Annotated in this window: 14 protein-coding genes and 2 tRNA genes; 7 read left to right on the top strand and 9 right to left on the bottom strand. The window is 34.5% G+C overall.

All coding sequences use genetic code 11. The features are described 5' to 3' along the window. Positions 1–26: 26 nt before the first annotated feature. Both ICJ84_RS03850 and ICJ84_RS03845 read left to right on the top strand, forming a co-directional pair. Positions 27–407, top strand: coding sequence for a hypothetical protein (locus tag ICJ84_RS03850; protein WP_188215026.1), 381 nt, complete (start codon positions 27–29; stop codon positions 405–407). A gap of 33 nt (positions 408–440) precedes the next feature. Next, entirely contained in the window at positions 441–1,682 is a 1,242-nt protein-coding gene (locus ICJ84_RS03845) for a DEAD/DEAH box helicase (protein ID WP_188215025.1), read from the top strand. 3 nt (positions 1,683–1,685) lie between these two features. Here ICJ84_RS03845 and ICJ84_RS03840 read toward each other — a convergent pair whose 3' ends face one another. Beyond that, complete coding sequence (locus ICJ84_RS03840) at positions 1,686–2,351, bottom strand: M15 family metallopeptidase (RefSeq protein WP_188215024.1); 666 nt, start codon at positions 2,349–2,351, stop codon at positions 1,686–1,688. Between the two features lie 664 nt (positions 2,352–3,015). Here ICJ84_RS03840 and ICJ84_RS03835 point away from each other — a divergent pair. Further along, on the top strand, positions 3,016–4,326 hold the full coding sequence (locus ICJ84_RS03835) for a DUF819 family protein (RefSeq protein ID WP_188215023.1): 1,311 nt from the start codon (positions 3,016–3,018) through the stop codon (positions 4,324–4,326). Between the two features lie 50 nt (positions 4,327–4,376). Continuing rightward, positions 4,377–5,075 (top strand): DUF4369 domain-containing protein, encoded by a 699-nt coding sequence (locus ICJ84_RS03830; RefSeq protein WP_188215022.1) that lies wholly within the window; start codon positions 4,377–4,379, stop codon positions 5,073–5,075. Positions 5,076–5,229: 154 nt separating this feature from the next. Here ICJ84_RS03830 and ICJ84_RS03825 read toward each other — a convergent pair. From ICJ84_RS03825 to ICJ84_RS03815, 3 genes are all read right to left on the bottom strand, one after another. Beyond that, a tRNA-Thr gene (locus ICJ84_RS03825) sits at positions 5,230–5,303 on the bottom strand. An 82-nt stretch (positions 5,304–5,385) separates the two neighbouring features. Then, positions 5,386–5,459 (bottom strand) — tRNA-Thr (locus ICJ84_RS03820). A gap of 62 nt (positions 5,460–5,521) precedes the next feature. Continuing rightward, positions 5,522–5,791 carry a hypothetical protein gene (locus ICJ84_RS03815; protein WP_188215021.1) on the bottom strand — a complete coding sequence of 90 codons (270 nt, stop codon included), beginning with the start codon at positions 5,789–5,791 and terminating at the stop codon, positions 5,522–5,524. 460 nt (positions 5,792–6,251) lie between these two features. On the opposite strand from ICJ84_RS03815, the gene ICJ84_RS03810 reads away from it, so the two are divergent. Next, positions 6,252–6,623: a hypothetical protein gene (locus ICJ84_RS03810; RefSeq protein WP_188215020.1), complete on the top strand. Its 372-nt coding sequence runs from the start codon at positions 6,252–6,254 to the stop codon at positions 6,621–6,623. A 39-nt stretch (positions 6,624–6,662) separates the two neighbouring features. Here ICJ84_RS03810 and ICJ84_RS03805 read toward each other — a convergent pair whose 3' ends face one another. The 3 genes from ICJ84_RS03805 to idi are packed head-to-tail and all read right to left on the bottom strand — an operon-like array spanning position 6,663 to position 8,569. Continuing rightward, entirely contained in the window at positions 6,663–7,631 is a 969-nt protein-coding gene (locus tag ICJ84_RS03805; protein ID WP_188215019.1) for a type I phosphomannose isomerase catalytic subunit, read from the bottom strand. A 3-nt stretch (positions 7,632–7,634) separates the two neighbouring features. Further along, positions 7,635–8,045 carry a 6-pyruvoyl trahydropterin synthase family protein gene (locus ICJ84_RS03800; protein ID WP_188215018.1) on the bottom strand — a complete coding sequence of 137 codons (411 nt, stop codon included), beginning with the start codon at positions 8,043–8,045 and terminating at the stop codon, positions 7,635–7,637. Then, positions 8,045–8,569 (bottom strand): isopentenyl-diphosphate Delta-isomerase, encoded by a 525-nt coding sequence (gene idi / locus ICJ84_RS03795; protein WP_188215017.1) that lies wholly within the window; start codon positions 8,567–8,569, stop codon positions 8,045–8,047. The genes ICJ84_RS03800 and idi overlap by 1 nt, the downstream gene beginning before the upstream one ends. Positions 8,570–9,465: 896 nt before the next feature. Here idi and ICJ84_RS03790 point away from each other — a divergent pair. Both ICJ84_RS03790 and ICJ84_RS03785 read left to right on the top strand, forming a co-directional pair. Beyond that, positions 9,466–11,052 (top strand): peptide chain release factor 3, encoded by a 1,587-nt coding sequence (locus ICJ84_RS03790; protein WP_188215016.1) that lies wholly within the window; start codon positions 9,466–9,468, stop codon positions 11,050–11,052. A 153-nt stretch (positions 11,053–11,205) separates the two neighbouring features. Further along, entirely contained in the window at positions 11,206–11,478 is a 273-nt protein-coding gene (locus ICJ84_RS03785; RefSeq protein ID WP_188215015.1) for a (4Fe-4S)-binding protein, read from the top strand. Between the two features lie 147 nt (positions 11,479–11,625). On the opposite strand, the gene ICJ84_RS03780 is transcribed toward ICJ84_RS03785, so the two are convergent. Further along, positions 11,626–11,943, bottom strand: a complete 318-nt coding sequence (locus tag ICJ84_RS03780) for a DUF3467 domain-containing protein (protein ID WP_188215014.1) — start codon at positions 11,941–11,943, stop codon at positions 11,626–11,628. A gap of 95 nt (positions 11,944–12,038) precedes the next feature. Next, on the bottom strand, positions 12,039–16,340 hold the full coding sequence (gene rpoC / locus ICJ84_RS03775; RefSeq protein WP_188215013.1) for a DNA-directed RNA polymerase subunit beta': 4,302 nt from the start codon (positions 16,338–16,340) through the stop codon (positions 12,039–12,041). Positions 16,341–16,378: the final 38 nt, after the last annotated feature.

The raw sequence follows: 16,378 nt of genomic DNA, 5'->3' as shown, positions 1-16,378 counted from the left end.
CTTGATATTTTTTGTATATTTAGAATATGCGAACACTACCAAAAAAATTAAAGCTTCACCATTTTAAAGACGTTTATATTTTAAATAAACCGGAATCCTTTAGTGACATTTTTGACGAGATTAGTTATTCAGAATCTTTAGTAACTACCTCTTGTGTGGAGTGTGCTTTGGTGTTTGTTGATACCAAAGAAGATTTCGTAAACCAAATGCTTACCCTGTTCCCCCGTTTATTAGATGCTTCCGTTATTTGGGTATTTTACCCAAATGAAACGACCATCAGCGAGATTTCTAAATTGCATATTGAATTCGATTGGGACTTTTTAGGCGATTACCGATTAAAACCTACAAAACTGCTTTCGGTTGATGACACCTGGAATGCCATTAAAATAAAAAAAATCCTCATTTAAAATTACCTTATCTTTGTGGCATAAAATATTACTATGTCATTTAAAGACTTACAATTAAATAAACCCATTTTAAGAGCCATCGCCGAAGCCGGTTACGACAATCCTACACTTGTTCAGGAAAAAACCATTCCATTCGTTTTAGACAAAAGAGATGTTATTGTATCTGCGCAAACCGGAACCGGTAAAACTGCTGCTTTCGCGCTTCCTATCTTGCAATCGCTATTCGATTATCAAGATGCACCTAAAAACGGAAAAAAAATAAAAGCTTTAATTGTAAGCCCAACCAGAGAATTAGCGGTTCAAATTCTTGAAAATTTTAAAACCTACAGTACCTACACCAATTTAAGAACGGCTGTTGTATTTGGAGGAACTTCAATAGAACCTCAAAAAGACATTTTAAATAAAGGGGTTGATATTTTAATTGCAACACCAGGAAGACTTTTAGATTTACACAAACAGGATTTACTGAATCTAGATTATGTTGAGACTTTAGTTTTAGATGAAGCCGATTTAATGCTAGACATGGGCTTTATTGACGATGTTAAAAAAATTGAACGTCTGTGTACTAAAGAAAAACAGATTTTATTGTTTTCGGCAACGATTCCTTATAAAGTTGAACAGTTAGCCAATACCATCCTAAACAATCCGGAACGTATTGAAGTGGCTACCAATTCGTCTACTTCTAGAAACATTAATCAAGTGTTATATTATGTACCGAAACGCAATAAAATTGAACTGTGTTTGCACTTATTAAGAAATACCATAAAAGGAAGTATCCTTATTTTCAGACGCACTAAATTTGGTGTAGATAAATTAGAACAAACCCTATTAAAGAATGGTTATAAGGTGGAGAGCATTCACGGCGACAAAACACAGAATTTACGTCAGGAAGCTTTAAATAAATTCAAAAACGGCTATGTAAATATTTTAATTGCTACCGATGTTGCCGCCCGTGGTATTGATATTAACGAATTAGATGCCGTTATTAATTTCGATTTACCAAACGTACCGGAAACTTACGTGCACCGTATTGGCAGAACCGCCAGAGCCGGAAAAAGCGGAACGGCATATTCTCTATGCTCCGCTGATGAAAAAACATATATCACCAACATTCAGCAACTTATTCAATTACAATTGGATGTTATTGAAGACCATCCTTATCCCTTAGATCCGAAATCGAAACCTGAAATTCACAAATCGAAAACACAGGGAAGTAAACATAAAAAAGGGCGTAAAAGCGAAGGTTCTAAAAAGAAAAAGAAACGCTGGTATTAAAAATTACTCCACCGGAAAATCAAAATATGTTGTAGGGAAAGGTTCGTTTTTTAAGGTAAAATGCCACCATTCTTTAGCGTAATTTCTAAAGCCATACTTTAACATAACCTGTTGAAGCAACCTGCGATTGGCTTTTTGAGCATCAGTAATATGGCTGTAATTTACCCATGACGCTTCACCAAAAAAATCAAAATCACTGCCCATATCCAAGGGATCTCCGGTGTTTCCATCAATTATAGTCAAATCAACGGTGCTCCCTTTACTGTGTCCGGAGCGTGTAGCAATGTATTCTTCTTTAAAAAGATGCTGTTTATCCACATCAGGATAAAACCTTTGCTTATTTACCGTATCATTTAAATCTCTTGCCCAACTCATAAAATGATTAACTGCCTGCTGTGGTCTGTAACCATCAAATACCATTAAACACAAATTCTGATTTTGCAGCTCATCCTGAACGTGTTTTAATGCTTCCGCCGCTTGTCGAGTAAGAATCAATTGATGCGATTTATATCCTTTTACGGGTTGGCCCACAAAATTATTAGAGGAATAATAACGTAAATCTACATCTAAATCTGGAATCACTTCTTTAGCATATACAAACCCCTCAGGTAATTGTGCAAATGAATATGAAATAAAGAAAAAGAAAAGGTATTTTATTAAGCTGCTCATGCATGCTAAAATAAATAAAATGCAGCTATCTCAAACTATGGAAAACAAAAAAACCGAGTTCCCTCAAACTCGGTCTTTTCTAATTTGCTTTTATATTACGATGTAGATTTAGGGTTTCCTTAATAACAACATAATGCAAATATTAATTAATTAATCCATTGAACTAAAAAGTATATTATTTAGTACACTTCAAATATATAATTATTAAACATTACTCAACGATAAAAAGCATTAATATTCGATGAAATGCATTAAATTTTAACATTTGTAGATTAAAAATAGTATTTTATCGACGAAATACATCGTTTAGATGTTAAATATTTTGTAGAAAATCTGGAATTAAAAGAAACTCATGACCTTTCTAATAATGGATAATCAATGAAAAAAAGCATCCAAATGGGATGCTTTTTTCTTTAACTAACCAACCAAAAATATGAAATGCAATTCAAAAGCTTAAAGTAACCACTCAATAAACTTTTATATGAATGCAACTGTAAATAAGAAACCAATTACTGTGCCAAACTAAATTTCAAAGGGTACTTTATCTTTTAAATATTTTATTCCCTTCTCTACCTTACACTTATACCTTCTTAATTCCTTATTAAAATACCCATCGAATTCACTTATTATTACTAATTTGCCCCACCAAAATATAAATATAATAATGCACAATTCACCTTTATTTACTAACGACACCATTACATTTGGACTATTAATGTTATCTCTGGGTTTTGTTTTTTACACGGAATCTAGAACCTCAGGATTTTGGCCTAAATTTTACAAAATTGTTCCAGGCTTGTTTATGGCCTATATGGTTCCTGCTGTATTAACTTCTATAGGATTAATCTCACCTGAATGGGAAACGATAAACGAAGCTCAGGAAGTCGTAAAACATAAAAGTAACATTTACTTTATTACAAGTCGGTTTTTACTACCTGCTGCACTCGTATTAATGACATTAAGTATCGATTTAAAAGCCGTTTTTAACTTAGGTTGGCGCGCCCTTATCATGTTTTTCACTGGAACCGTAGGTATTATCATTGGCGGGCCTATAGCGATTCTTTTAATTTCTATAATTTCTCCAGAAACCGTTGGTGGTGCCGGACCTGATGCCGTATGGCGCGGACTATCTACTCTAGCTGGTAGCTGGATTGGTGGTGGTGCGAATCAAACTGCCATGCTTGAAATTTACGGATATAACCAAAAACTTTACGGCGGAATGGTTTTCGTTGATATTGTTGTTGCGAATATCTGGATGGCCATTTTATTAATAGGTATTGGTAAACGCGATAAAATTAACAAGTGGTTAAAGGCCGACACCTCGTCTATTGATAGCTTAAAAGACAAGGTGTCTCAATTTACTGAAAGCATTAAAAAGAATCCTACTTTAACAGACTATATGCTTATGCTTTCTATTGCTTTCGGGACCGTAAGTATGGCTCATTTTTTAGCTGAGTATTTAGCGCCATTCTTTGGAAGTATCGTTTCATCTATTGAAAATGCTACCATCAGAAACATGTTTACCTTCTTAGACTCAGAATTCTTCTGGATGATTAGTTTAGCAACTGTTATAGCTATTCTGCTTTCCTATACCAAGGCTAAAAACTATGAAGGCGCCGGAGCCAGTAAAATAGGTAGTGTATTCATCTATATTCTTGTAGCCTCCATCGGAATGAAAATGGATTTAAAATTAATTTTTGATAACATCGGTCTTATTGCTGTCGGTTTAGTCTGGATGAGTATTCACGCCGGATTACTAATATTAGTTGCCAAACTTATAAAAGCACCTTATTTCTTTTTAGCTGTAGGAAGTCAGGCAAATGTTGGTGGAGCAGCCTCTGCCCCTATTGTCGCTTCAGCTTTTCATCCGTCACTAGCAACTGTGGGCGTTTTACTAGCGGTTTTCGGATACGCCATTGGAACCATTTCAGCAATTGTCTGTACAATTTTGATGGAATTAGCTTCGGCTGCATAATATTTATCAATTTTATTAGCATATTTGCGATTCTAAAAACAAACTAATACATGAAAAAAATTGCATTTTTAATCTTAGCATTATCAATCATTTCTTGCGGAAAAGAACAACACGACTTAGTCGTAAAAACAAACATTAAAGGATTAAAAAAAGGAACGGTTTATTTAAAGAAAATACAGGATACTGCATTGGTTACTATCGACTCTGTTGAAGTAAATGGAAATTCAGAATTAGAGCTACACAGCGCTATTGAATCTCCAGAAATGTTCTTCTTATATTTAAACAAAAACACAGCTGAAAACGAAAGAATCTCCTTCTTTGCCGATAAAGGTATAACTGAAATTAACACAAGCGTTAAAAACTTTGCTGTTGATGCTAAAATTAAAGGCTCTGAACAGCAAAAAGTATTGGAAAATTATAATGAAATGATTAGCCGACTTAACTACCAAAACCTAGATTTAATTAAAGCTGGTTTTGAAGCTAAAAAAGAAAACAATCAGGAGAAACTGGATAGCATCGACAAGGTGTCTCAAAACCTAATTAAAAGACGTTATTTATTTACGGTTAATTTCGCTTTGAACAATAAAAACAGCGAGGTCGCTCCCTATTTAGCCTTATCTGAAATTTACAATGCTAAAATAAATTTATTAGATACCATTAATAACTCTTTATCTGAAAACGTAAAAGCTTCGAAATACGGTAAGGAATTACAAAAGTTTATCGATAAAATTAAAGCTACAGAAAAGTAAAAAACCTTAATCTGTTAAAAACAAAAAAGCCATTCAAAAATTTGAATGGCTTTTTTTGTCTAACCTTTACTATTCTATATTATAAAAATATTTAACAGTATCATTATTAATAAATCCCAATAAAAAAAGCTTCACTTTAAGTGAAGCTTTTTAGAGCCGATGGAGGGACTCGAACCCACGACCTGCTGATTACAAATCAGCTGCTCTAGCCAGCTGAGCTACATCGGCATTTTCAATTCATTCAAAATTAACAAAATAACTTTGAATGCCAGTTTGTCAATAAAAAAGCTTCACTTTTGTGAAGCTTTAGAGCCGATAGAGGGACTCGAACCCACGACCTGCTGATTACAAATCAGCTGCTCTAGCCAGCTGAGCTATATCGGCGTTTTTGACGGGTGCAAATATAATCTCTTAAATTAAATCTGCAAACAATCCGTCAAAAAAAATTAACTTAATTTATTAATTTTTTCAATCAATGCATTTCCTTTGCTTTCTAACTCATTCTTAATTCCTTTAAAATGAGCCTTTGCAGTATCAGCAGGCTTTTCGTTTACCTTTGCGATTAATTCATCAAACGTAGCAATAGCCTCGTCTATAATAGCAGAACTTTCTTTAGTATCCTTATCTGTATTAGCATACTCCCAAACATAAACTGCCTCAATAATGTCTCCTAATACATAGTTGATGTCTTTCTTAAGGTCTCTTTTATTTGCCATAATTAAATTGTGTTTTATTTGCCGCAAAATTACATTAATCCTAAATAAAAATCACTTATTTTTAATTTAAATAATTAATAATAAAAAAATTATCCTTAAATTTACTCCGATGAACACATTAAACATGTCATATAAGCAAATTTGTACCCGTATTTCACAACAGTGGAACGCGGTCGCTTTTACCATGTTAAAATCTAAACAATCCTGTGAGCATCTTGAATACATGTAACATAATATTACAACTATAAACAACAAAAGGTGCTTTTTTTCAAAAAGCACCTTTTTTATTTTAAATCCATTTATAAACATAAATTTTTTGAATTATGAAAACCATGAAATCCATTACCCGAAACGTCCAGTCTACCATTAAGTTTTATTATTTATCAGCCAAGGCCTTATGTTTTATGCCTAGACACCACAGACTCATACCGATATTGTTGTACCCTTAAAAATTTAAATTATGAACACTAACATACATACAAACGTACCTTTTACAGTAACAAAAAAAATAACTAACGCTAACGGATTTTTATTACCAAGCACACTTTACGATACAGTAAAACATATTGCTGCCATTCCTGTTAAAGGATTTTATTTACAGGAGGTTCCTGAATTTACCAATTATAAATTTAAAATGCATAAAAATGCTTTTGTGAAAGATAAACTTACCATACAAGCACAGTTAGTAAAACAAACCGCTGACGGCTACCTGGTAAATATTCTGGTAACAAAACCTAAAAACACCTTAAATCATCACGAGAGAATTTGTAGTGCATTATTTAATTTCCCTGTAGATAACGTCCAGTTTAACGAAAGTAAAACGGCTTGCTAAATAAAAATCCCAAGTGCATGACTTGGGATTTTTTTGTTTTTATACATATACTTCTAAAAGCGTAGCGTCTTTAGCATGTATTTCGAAATTTTTAATGGCTGCCGGAAGTAATAGCGTCTCTCCTTTTTTAATGGTTTCTGAAACTCCATTTGCAGAAATTTCGGCATCACCTTCAACACACATATAAATCAAGAAAGAATCCTCTTTATTTTCCTTTTTCAAAGATTCGGTCACTTTTAAATAACTTGTTGTAAAATACGGGCAACTTACCATTTCATTAGAAATGTTTTCCGTTTTATCATAAGTCACTCTGAAATTATCTGGCATATCGAAATCAATTGCATCGATAGCTAAATCATTATGTAACTCACGTTCGTTACCTTGATCGTCAACGCGATCCCAGTCGTAAACGCGATACGTGATATCACTGGTTTGCTGAATTTCAGCAACCATTACACCTGCTCCTATGGCATGTACTCGACCAACTTCAATAAAATACGTGTCTCCGGTTTGAACCTTATCGAAATTTAAGATTTTCGTAAGCGTTTTATTTTCTAAATGCTCAAGATATTTTTCAGGTGTCATCTCCTGATTGAACCCAACAATTAAATTCGAATCCTCATCGGCTTGAAAGACATACCACATTTCGGTCTTTCCGAACGAATTATGCCTTTTAGCAGCTAATTCATCATTAGGGTGCAACTGAATGGACAAATCTTCCTTAGCATCGATAAACTTAATTAATAATGGAAACTTATTTTGAAAAACCTTATAGTTCTTATCACCTATTAAATCACCTTTATAAGTTTCTAATAATTCCTTTAAAGATTGTCCTTTTAAGCTTCCGTTGGAAACAATAGAGGTATCACCTTCAACATCGCTAATCTCCCAGCTTTCTCCAATGTTAGGCAGGTTGGACGTTTTATTTAATACGGTTTTTAATTTTTGACCACCCCAGATTTTATCTTTTAAAATTGGGTTAAATTTTAATGGATACAATTGACTCATAGTTTAAGTTCCTGAATACGTTACAAAGTTTCGAGGTGTTTCGTATAAGGTAACCTCGAGACTTAAATCTTGATTAAGTTTTGGTTTTATTTGATTGTAAATATAAACTGCTATATTTTCGGTGGTTGGGTTTAAAGTTTTAAACGCTTCAACTTCTATATTTAAATTTTTATGATCTAAAGGTTCTTCAACCTCTTCTCTTATAATGTCTTTTAAGATTTTCATATCCATTACAAACCCTGTTTCTTCATCTATTTCACCGGTAACACTCACTATTAATTCGTAGTTATGTCCATGGTAATTCGGGTTACTGCATTTCCCAAAAATCTCAAGGTTTTTTTCGTCGCTCCAACCTTCTTTAAAAAGTCTGTGAGCGGCATTAAAATGAGCTTTTCTGTTAACCGTTACTCTCATTACTTTGTCACATTAATGTGTTGATAAAATTTATCGAAAATAATTTTAAACCACTCGGTATAAATTTCCGGTTGCAGCGCCATATCTTCCTTAACCGCTTCTAACGACATCCATTTCCAGGCTTCAACCTCATCAGGATTAATATTGGGACTATCGTTATAATACCCAACCATAACGTGGTCGTACTCATGCTCCGTTAACCCGTTATCAAAAGGCGCTTTATAAATAAATGAAGTCGTTTCTTTAAGCTCTGCAACAAACCCCATTTCTTCCTGCAATCGGCGTTTACCTGCATCCAGATTAGACTCGCCATCACGTTGATGGCTACAACAGGTATTGGTCCATAATAAAGGCGAATGGTACTTATGAGCGGCACGCTGCTGTAACATCAGTTCATTTTTATCGTTAAAAATAAACACTGAAAATGCGCGATGTAATAATGCTTTTTCGTGAGCTTCCATTTTTGGCATTAAACCAATAGGCTCATCTTTTTCATTGACTAAAATGACTTGTTCTTCTTTCATAGTGTAACAAAAGTACAAAATAGAATGTGGTTTACTAATGCTTTAAAACATCTTTTTAAAAAACACAATGCCCTGCTTGAAAACTCAAGCAAGGCACTGCAACAACTAACTATTAACCCAACTTTACTCTACGATTATGAACATAGATCGTAATCAGAATCGTATTTACCGACAATTACTTGTGCCGATAGTTCAAATACCTTAACGTACTAATGGATTTACATCACTACGTAAGCAATAATTGTACGACCGCTCAATTAAAATAAACAGACGTGGTAGTTGTGGTTGAATTTGGTTTGGGTTTTTGGAAATAGATTGCCGGAAAGGAATGGGTTTGGCAACCTTGCTAGGAGTAATTAATAATGTATATAATTTCTTAATATATGTTAATACGTTATTTAATCTAAATTTAGGCAGAAAACTTAAAATTAAGCCTAACTGTAACAGAATAGCTGTCGCTAAAAAAAAAGAAAGTAAGTTTCTCCATATTTATATCTTACAGTTTTTAATACAAGCACTTATAAATATCTAATGTATATTTAAAGCTTGTAAAAGTCCTTCAAAAAAGTGTTTTGAGATATTACTAACAGTTTTAAAATTTTATTAGAGAGAAATTAAAGTTTTTAAAACTAATCCAACAAAACACTACATTTTAACATAAAAAACTAACTATTTTTTATGTTATTTCTCATAAAGTAATAAATAATATAATATCAAAATACTTTTTTCGACGAAATACATATTAAACACCTCTCTTTAACACAGCCTTAATCTTACACTAATATTAAAAAACATTACCACTTTCGGCTACTTTTAAAAATGATAAATACATCAAATTCATTATATTTTTTGCATTTATTAATAGTATCTTTGCAGCCCATTTGCAAATTATAATTATGAGTTTTCAAAAAGAGATTAACAGACGTCGTACCTTTGGTATTATTTCGCATCCCGATGCCGGTAAAACGACCTTAACCGAAAAATTACTTCTTTTTGGTGGTGCTATTCAGGAAGCTGGAGCTGTGAAGAGTAACAAAATCAAAAAAGGGGCTACGAGTGACTTTATGGAAATTGAGCGCCAACGTGGTATCTCTGTGGCAACTTCGGTATTGGCTTTTGAATATAACGGTACTAAAATTAACATTTTAGATACGCCTGGTCACAAAGACTTTGCTGAAGATACTTTTAGAACGCTTACGGCTGTAGATAGTGTTATTGTAGTTATAGACGTTGCAAAAGGGGTCGAGGAACAAACCGAAAAACTGGTTGAAGTTTGTAGAATGCGAAACATTCCAATGATTGTATTCATAAACAAATTAGACCGTGAAGGTAAAGATGCTTTCGACCTGCTGGATGAAGTAGAACAAAAACTAAATTTAAAAGTGGTGCCTTTAAGTTTTCCTATTGGTATGGGTTACGAATTTAAAGGTATTTATAACCTTTGGGAGAAAAACATTAACTTGTTTAGTGGTGATAGCAGACGAAACATTGAAGAAACCATTGAAATTTCAGATTTATCGTCTCCCGATTTAGATAAATTAGTTGGTGAAAAATCGGCTAATACCTTACGTGATGAAATCGAACTGGTAGACGGCATTTATCCTGATTTTGATAAAGAAGAATATTTAAACGGAAATCAACAGCCGGTATTCTTTGGTTCAGCATTAAATAACTTTGGAGTACGCGAATTATTAGATTGTTTCGTAGAAATTGCACCAAAACCAAGACCAAAACAAAGTGAAGAGCGCTTAATAAATCCGGATGAAAAAAACTTTACCGGATTTGTTTTCAAAATACACGCAAACATGGATCCTAACCACCGAGATCGTCTGGCTTTTATTAAAATCGTTTCAGGAACATTTGAAAGAAACAAACCGTATTTACATGTTAGACACGGGAAGAAATTAAAATTCTCGAGTCCTAATGCCTTCTTTGCTGAAAAGAAAGAAATTGTAGATATCTCCTACCCTGGTGATATTGTTGGTTTACACGACACAGGAAACTTTAAAATTGGTGATACCTTAACAGAAGGTGAAACTATAAACTACAAAGGAATCCCAAGTTTCTCACCAGAACACTTTAGATATATTAACAATGCCGATCCTTTAAAATCTAAACAATTATATAAGGGTATCGACCAGTTAATGGATGAAGGGGTTGCCCAGTTATTCACTTTAGAGTTAAATGGAAGAAAAGTCATTGGCACCGTTGGAGCTTTACAGTACGAAGTTATTCAGTACCGTTTGGAGCATGAGTACGGCGCAAAATGTTCTTACGAAAACCTAAACGTTCACAAAGCCTGTTGGGTAGAAGCTGAAGATGACAAAAGTGAAGAATACAAAGAATTTTTACGCGTAAAACAACGTTATCTGGCTAAAGACAAACAAGGGCAATTGGTATTCTTAGCAGACTCGGCGTTCTCGCTACAAATGACTCAGCAAACCTACCCGAGTATTAAGTTCCATTTTACATCAGAATTTTAATTAGAACAATACAAACCTCAATTATAATAATTCAACAACTTTAATACCAGCATATTATCGGGTATATAACACGTTAATCAGATAAATTATACTATAACGTTATAGTTAATTAATTTTGTAACACGTTCATACCCCAAAAAATTGCTAAAACCTATGAAAACAGAAGCTAATATTTTCAGTAACTCAGAAGTTACTGTGACTTATGAACCGAATGTTTGCATACACTCAGAGAAGTGTATAAAAGAGTTATCAGACGTTTTTAGAACCTCTATAATTCCTTGGATTGATTTAGACGCCAGTGATGCCGAACGCATCATAAAACAGGTTAACCGCTGTCCGTCAGGTGCTCTAAAATATCAACGTAAACTAAGTAGTATTAAAAAGGCTGAAGTAAAAAAGAAGCCTGTTTTAGAAACAGCTGTTTAAACAGAAAAAAAGTCCCATTGAGATTCAATGGGACTTTTTTTATTTATGCTTGACCTATTAGTCCTAAATTTTATGGAATTGGAGATTGTTATTTAATGCATTTCAAACAATCTTAAGTCACAGCTAATTCAAATTCAATGAAATTTTTTAAGCTTGTCCGGTTGGCCCGAAATTTAATGGAATAGGTGGTTGCTCGTAATCTTTAATTTCACCATGGGCATTTTCAAAACGAGACACATTTTCTGCTAAAGCTTTTAGTAAGCGTTTGGCGTGTTGCGGTGTTAAAATGATTCTCGATTTCACCTTGCTCTTAGGAACACCCGGCATTATATTTACAAAATCTACAACAAATTCAGATACCGAATGGTTGATGATTGCCAGATTTGAATACTGCCCGTCAGCAACTTTCTCGTCCAATTCAATATTAATTTGTCCTTGTTTCGGTTTATCGTTTTCGTCAGCCATAATAATTGTTATATGTTTTAAAATTAAAAAGCCTTCAAGTAATACATACAAGAAGGCTTTTATTTTACAGACACCTGCCTTCGCAGGATATCTTATTAGTTATAATTTAATTCTTGCTTTACTTGCATCATTTCGTCAAACTCTTCTTTAGATCCAACGATAATGTCTTGGTATTTACGAAGACCAGTACCTGCAGGAATTCTGTGTCCTACAATTACATTCTCTTTCAAGCCTTCTAAGTTATCTATCTTACCAGCTACTGCTGCTTCGTTAAGTACCTTAGTAGTTTCCTGGAACGACGCTGCTGAAATAAATGATTTCGTTTGTAACGACGCTCTCGTAATACCTTGTAATATTGGCGTAGCGGTTGCCGGTCTAGCATCTCTAGCCGATACAAGTGCCTTATCTTCTCTTCTTAGTAATGAGTTCTCATCTCTCAACTGACGAGCAGTAACAATCTGTCCGTTTTTAAGATTTGTAGAATCTCCAGAATCTTCAACAACTTTCAATCCGAAAATCGCATCGTTTTCTTGAATAAAATCTGCTTTATGAACTAACTGATCTTCTAAGAATAAAGTATCTCCAGAATCAATAATCTGTACTTTACGCATCATCTGTCTAACAACAACCTCGAAGTGTTTATCGTTAATTTTCACCCCTTGTAAACGGTATACCTCTTGTACTTCGTTTACTAGGTATTGTTGAACAGCTGAAGGTCCCTTAATATTTAAGATATCTTCCGGAGTTACAGAACCATCTGATAAAGGCATACCTGCTTTAACGTAATCATTTTCTTGAACAAGAATCTGATTTGATAATTTAACTAGGTATTTCTTAACTTCACCTAACTTAGATTCTACAACAATCTCACGGTTACCACGTTTGATTTTACCGAAAGAAACCACACCATCAATTTCACTTACAACAGCTGGATTCGATGGGTTACGTGCTTCAAACAACTCGGTTACACGTGGTAAACCTCCAGTAATATCCCCTGCCTTAGCAGACTTACGAGGAATCTTAACTAATACTTTACCAACCGTAATCTTGTCACCATCATTAATCATTAAGTGAGAACCAACCGGTAAGTTGTAAGAACGCATGGTTTCACCTTTAGAATCTTCAATGTGAAGTGTTGGAATTAACTTCTTATTTCTAGATTCAGAGATTACTTTCTCTTGGAAACCTGTTTGCTCATCGATTTCAACTTGATAAGTAACACCTTGTTCGATATTTTCATATCTTACTTTACCAGCGAATTCAGAAATAATTACACCGTTATATGGATCCCAAGTACACACCACATCTCCTTTAGCTAACTCCTGACCATTTTTGATCATTAATGTAGAACCGTAAGGAATATTGTTGGTACTTAACGTAATACCTGTTTTCTTATCAATTAACTTAACCTCACTAGTACGAGAGATAACAATATCAACTTCGTTTCCTTCATTGTCGGTACCTTTTACAGTTTTTAAATCTTCGATTTCTGCAATACCGTTAAACTTAACGATTAATTTATTCTCCTCTGAAATGTTACCTGCAATACCCCCTACGTGGAACGTACGAAGTGTTAACTGTGTACCAGGCTCACCAATAGACTGTGCTGCCACAACCCCTACGGCTTCACCACGTTGTACCATTTTACCAGTTGCAAGGTTACGACCGTAACACTTAGCACAGATACCTTGAAGTGCCTCACAACTTAATGGAGAACGAACTTCGATTTTTTCTAACGGAGATTCTCCGATAATTTTCGCTGTATTATCTTCAATTAAATCACCAGAAGCAACCAATAACTCATCTGTTAATGGGTGGTACACATCGTTTAACGATACACGTCCAACGATACGCTCTGCTAATGTTTCAACGATTTCATCATTTTTCTTTAATGGCTCTACTTCGACACCTCTTAATGTACCACAATCTTCAGAATTGATGATAACATCTTGAGAAACGTCTACTAAACGACGTGTTAAGTAACCCGCATCCGCTGTTTTAAGAGCGGTATCCGCAAGACCTTTACGAGCACCGTGCGTAGAGATAAAGTATTCTAAAATTGAAAGACCTTCCTTAAAGTTCGAAAGAATCGGGTTTTCAATAATCTCTCCTCCACCTGCATTCGATTTCTTAGGTTTCGCCATTAATCCACGCATACCTGTAAGCTGACGAATCTGTTCTTTAGATCCACGAGCTCCAGAATCAAGCATCATAAATACCGAGTTAAATCCTTGTTGGTCTTCACGAATACGTTTCATAGACAACTCGGTTAACTCCGCGTTAGTTGATGTCCAGATATCAATCACCTGGTTGTAACGCTCGTTGTTGGTAATAAGTCCCATGTTATAGTTACCTGTAATACCTTCAACTAAAGCATTAGCTTTATCGATCATACCTTGTTTTTCAGCAGGGATAATAATATCTCCTAAACTGAATGACAGACCTCCTTGGAATGCAAACTTAAATCCTAATGTTCTAATAGCATCTAAGAAATCTGCAGTTTCAGGAACTGACGTATACTTAAGGATTTGACCAATAATATCTCTTAACGATTTTTTAGTAAGTACCTGGTTTATATAACCTGCTGCCTGAGGCACGTGCTGGTTAAATAATACACGACCAACAGTTGTTTGAATAATTGTTGGAGCTAACTTACCGTCTTCGTTAATATCTAAAGTTCTTACTTTAATACCTGCATTTAAGTCTACACGCTTCTCGTTGAAAGCAATCTCTACTTCCTCAGGTGCGTAGAATGTTAAGCCTTCACCTTTAATTGGCACTTCCGGAGTTGACTTACGTTCTTTAGTCATATAATAAAGACCAAGAACCATGTCTTGAGAAGGTACCGTTACCGGTGAACCGTTCGCTGGATTTAAGATATTATGAGATGCCAACATTAATAACTGACACTCTAAAATAGCTTCTGGGCCTAATGGTAAGTGAACCGCCATCTGGTCACCATCGAAATCCGCGTTAAACGCCGTACAAACTAATGGGTGTAACTGGATCGCTTTACCTTCGATTAATTTAGGTTGGAACGCTTGAATACCTAAACGGTGTAACGTAGGAGCACGGTTTAGTAATACTGGATGTCCTTTAAGAACATTTTCCAAGATATCCCAAACCACAGGCTCTTTTTTGTCAATAATTTTCTTAGCAGACTTAACTGTTTTTACAATACCTCTTTCAATTAATTTTCTAATTACGAAAGGCTTGTAAAGTTCAGCCGCCATATTTTTTGGTAAACCACACTCGTAAAGTTTTAACTCAGGTCCAACAACAATTACCGAACGTGCCGAGTAATCAACACGTTTACCAAGTAAGTTTTGACGGAAACGCCCTTGTTTACCTTTTAACGAATCTGATAATGATTTTAACGGTCTGTTAGAATCTGTTTTTACCGCTGAAGATTTACGCGTGTTATCGAATAACGAATCTACAGATTCCTGTAACATACGTTTTTCATTACGTAAAATTACCTCAGGTGCTTTAATCTCAACCAACCTCTTAAGACGGTTGTTACGGATAATTACACGACGGTATAAATCATTTAAATCTGATGTTGCGAAACGACCACCATCTAAAGGCACTAACGGACGTAATTCTGGTGGAATAACAGGGATAACTTTCATAATCATCCACTCCGGACGGTTCTCTCTGTTATTGTTAGACTCACGTAACGATTCTACAACTTGTAAACGTTTTAAAGCCTCAGTTTTACGTTGTTTAGACGTTTCTGTATTGGCTTTATGACGTAATTCATATGATAATGATTCTAAATCAATTCTAGCTAATAATTCAATCAAACACTCAGCTCCCATTTTAGCTAAGAATTTGTTTGGATCTGAATCATCTAAATACTGGTTATCCTGCGGAAGGCTCTCAAGAATGTTTAAGTATTCTTCTTCTGTTAAGAAGTCCATTTTTTGTAATGGTTCACCTTCTTCGTTTTTAGCGTTACCTGGCTGAATTACTACGTAACGTTCGTAGTAAATAATCATATCTAATTTCTTAGATGGTAAGCCTAATAAATAACCTATTTTATTTGGTAACGAACGGAAATACCAAATGTGAGCGATTGGCACAACTAAGTTGATATGACCAACTCTATCACGACGTACTTTCTTTTCTGTTACTTCTACACCACAACGGTCACAAACGATACCTTTGTAGCGAATTCTTTTATATTTACCACAAGCACACTCGTAATCCTTTACAGGACCAAAGATACGCTCACAGAATAAACCATCTCTTTCAGGTTTATGAGTTCGATAATTGATAGTTTCAGGTTTTAAAACCTCACCTCTAGACTCCGCTAAAATAGACTCTGGTGACGCTAAACCAATTGAGATTTGGTTAAATCTCTTTACTGTATTCTTATCTTGTTTTCTTGCCATAATATATGGTGCTATCGAATTATTTGTAAACTTTTAGC

It is taken from the genome of Aestuariibaculum suncheonense (assembly GCF_014596935.1).
GTDB lineage: Bacteria > Bacteroidota > Bacteroidia > Flavobacteriales > Flavobacteriaceae > Aestuariibaculum > Aestuariibaculum suncheonense.
Note: the sequence above shows the minus strand (reverse complement) of the source record. Positions and strands in the feature narration are given on the sequence as shown.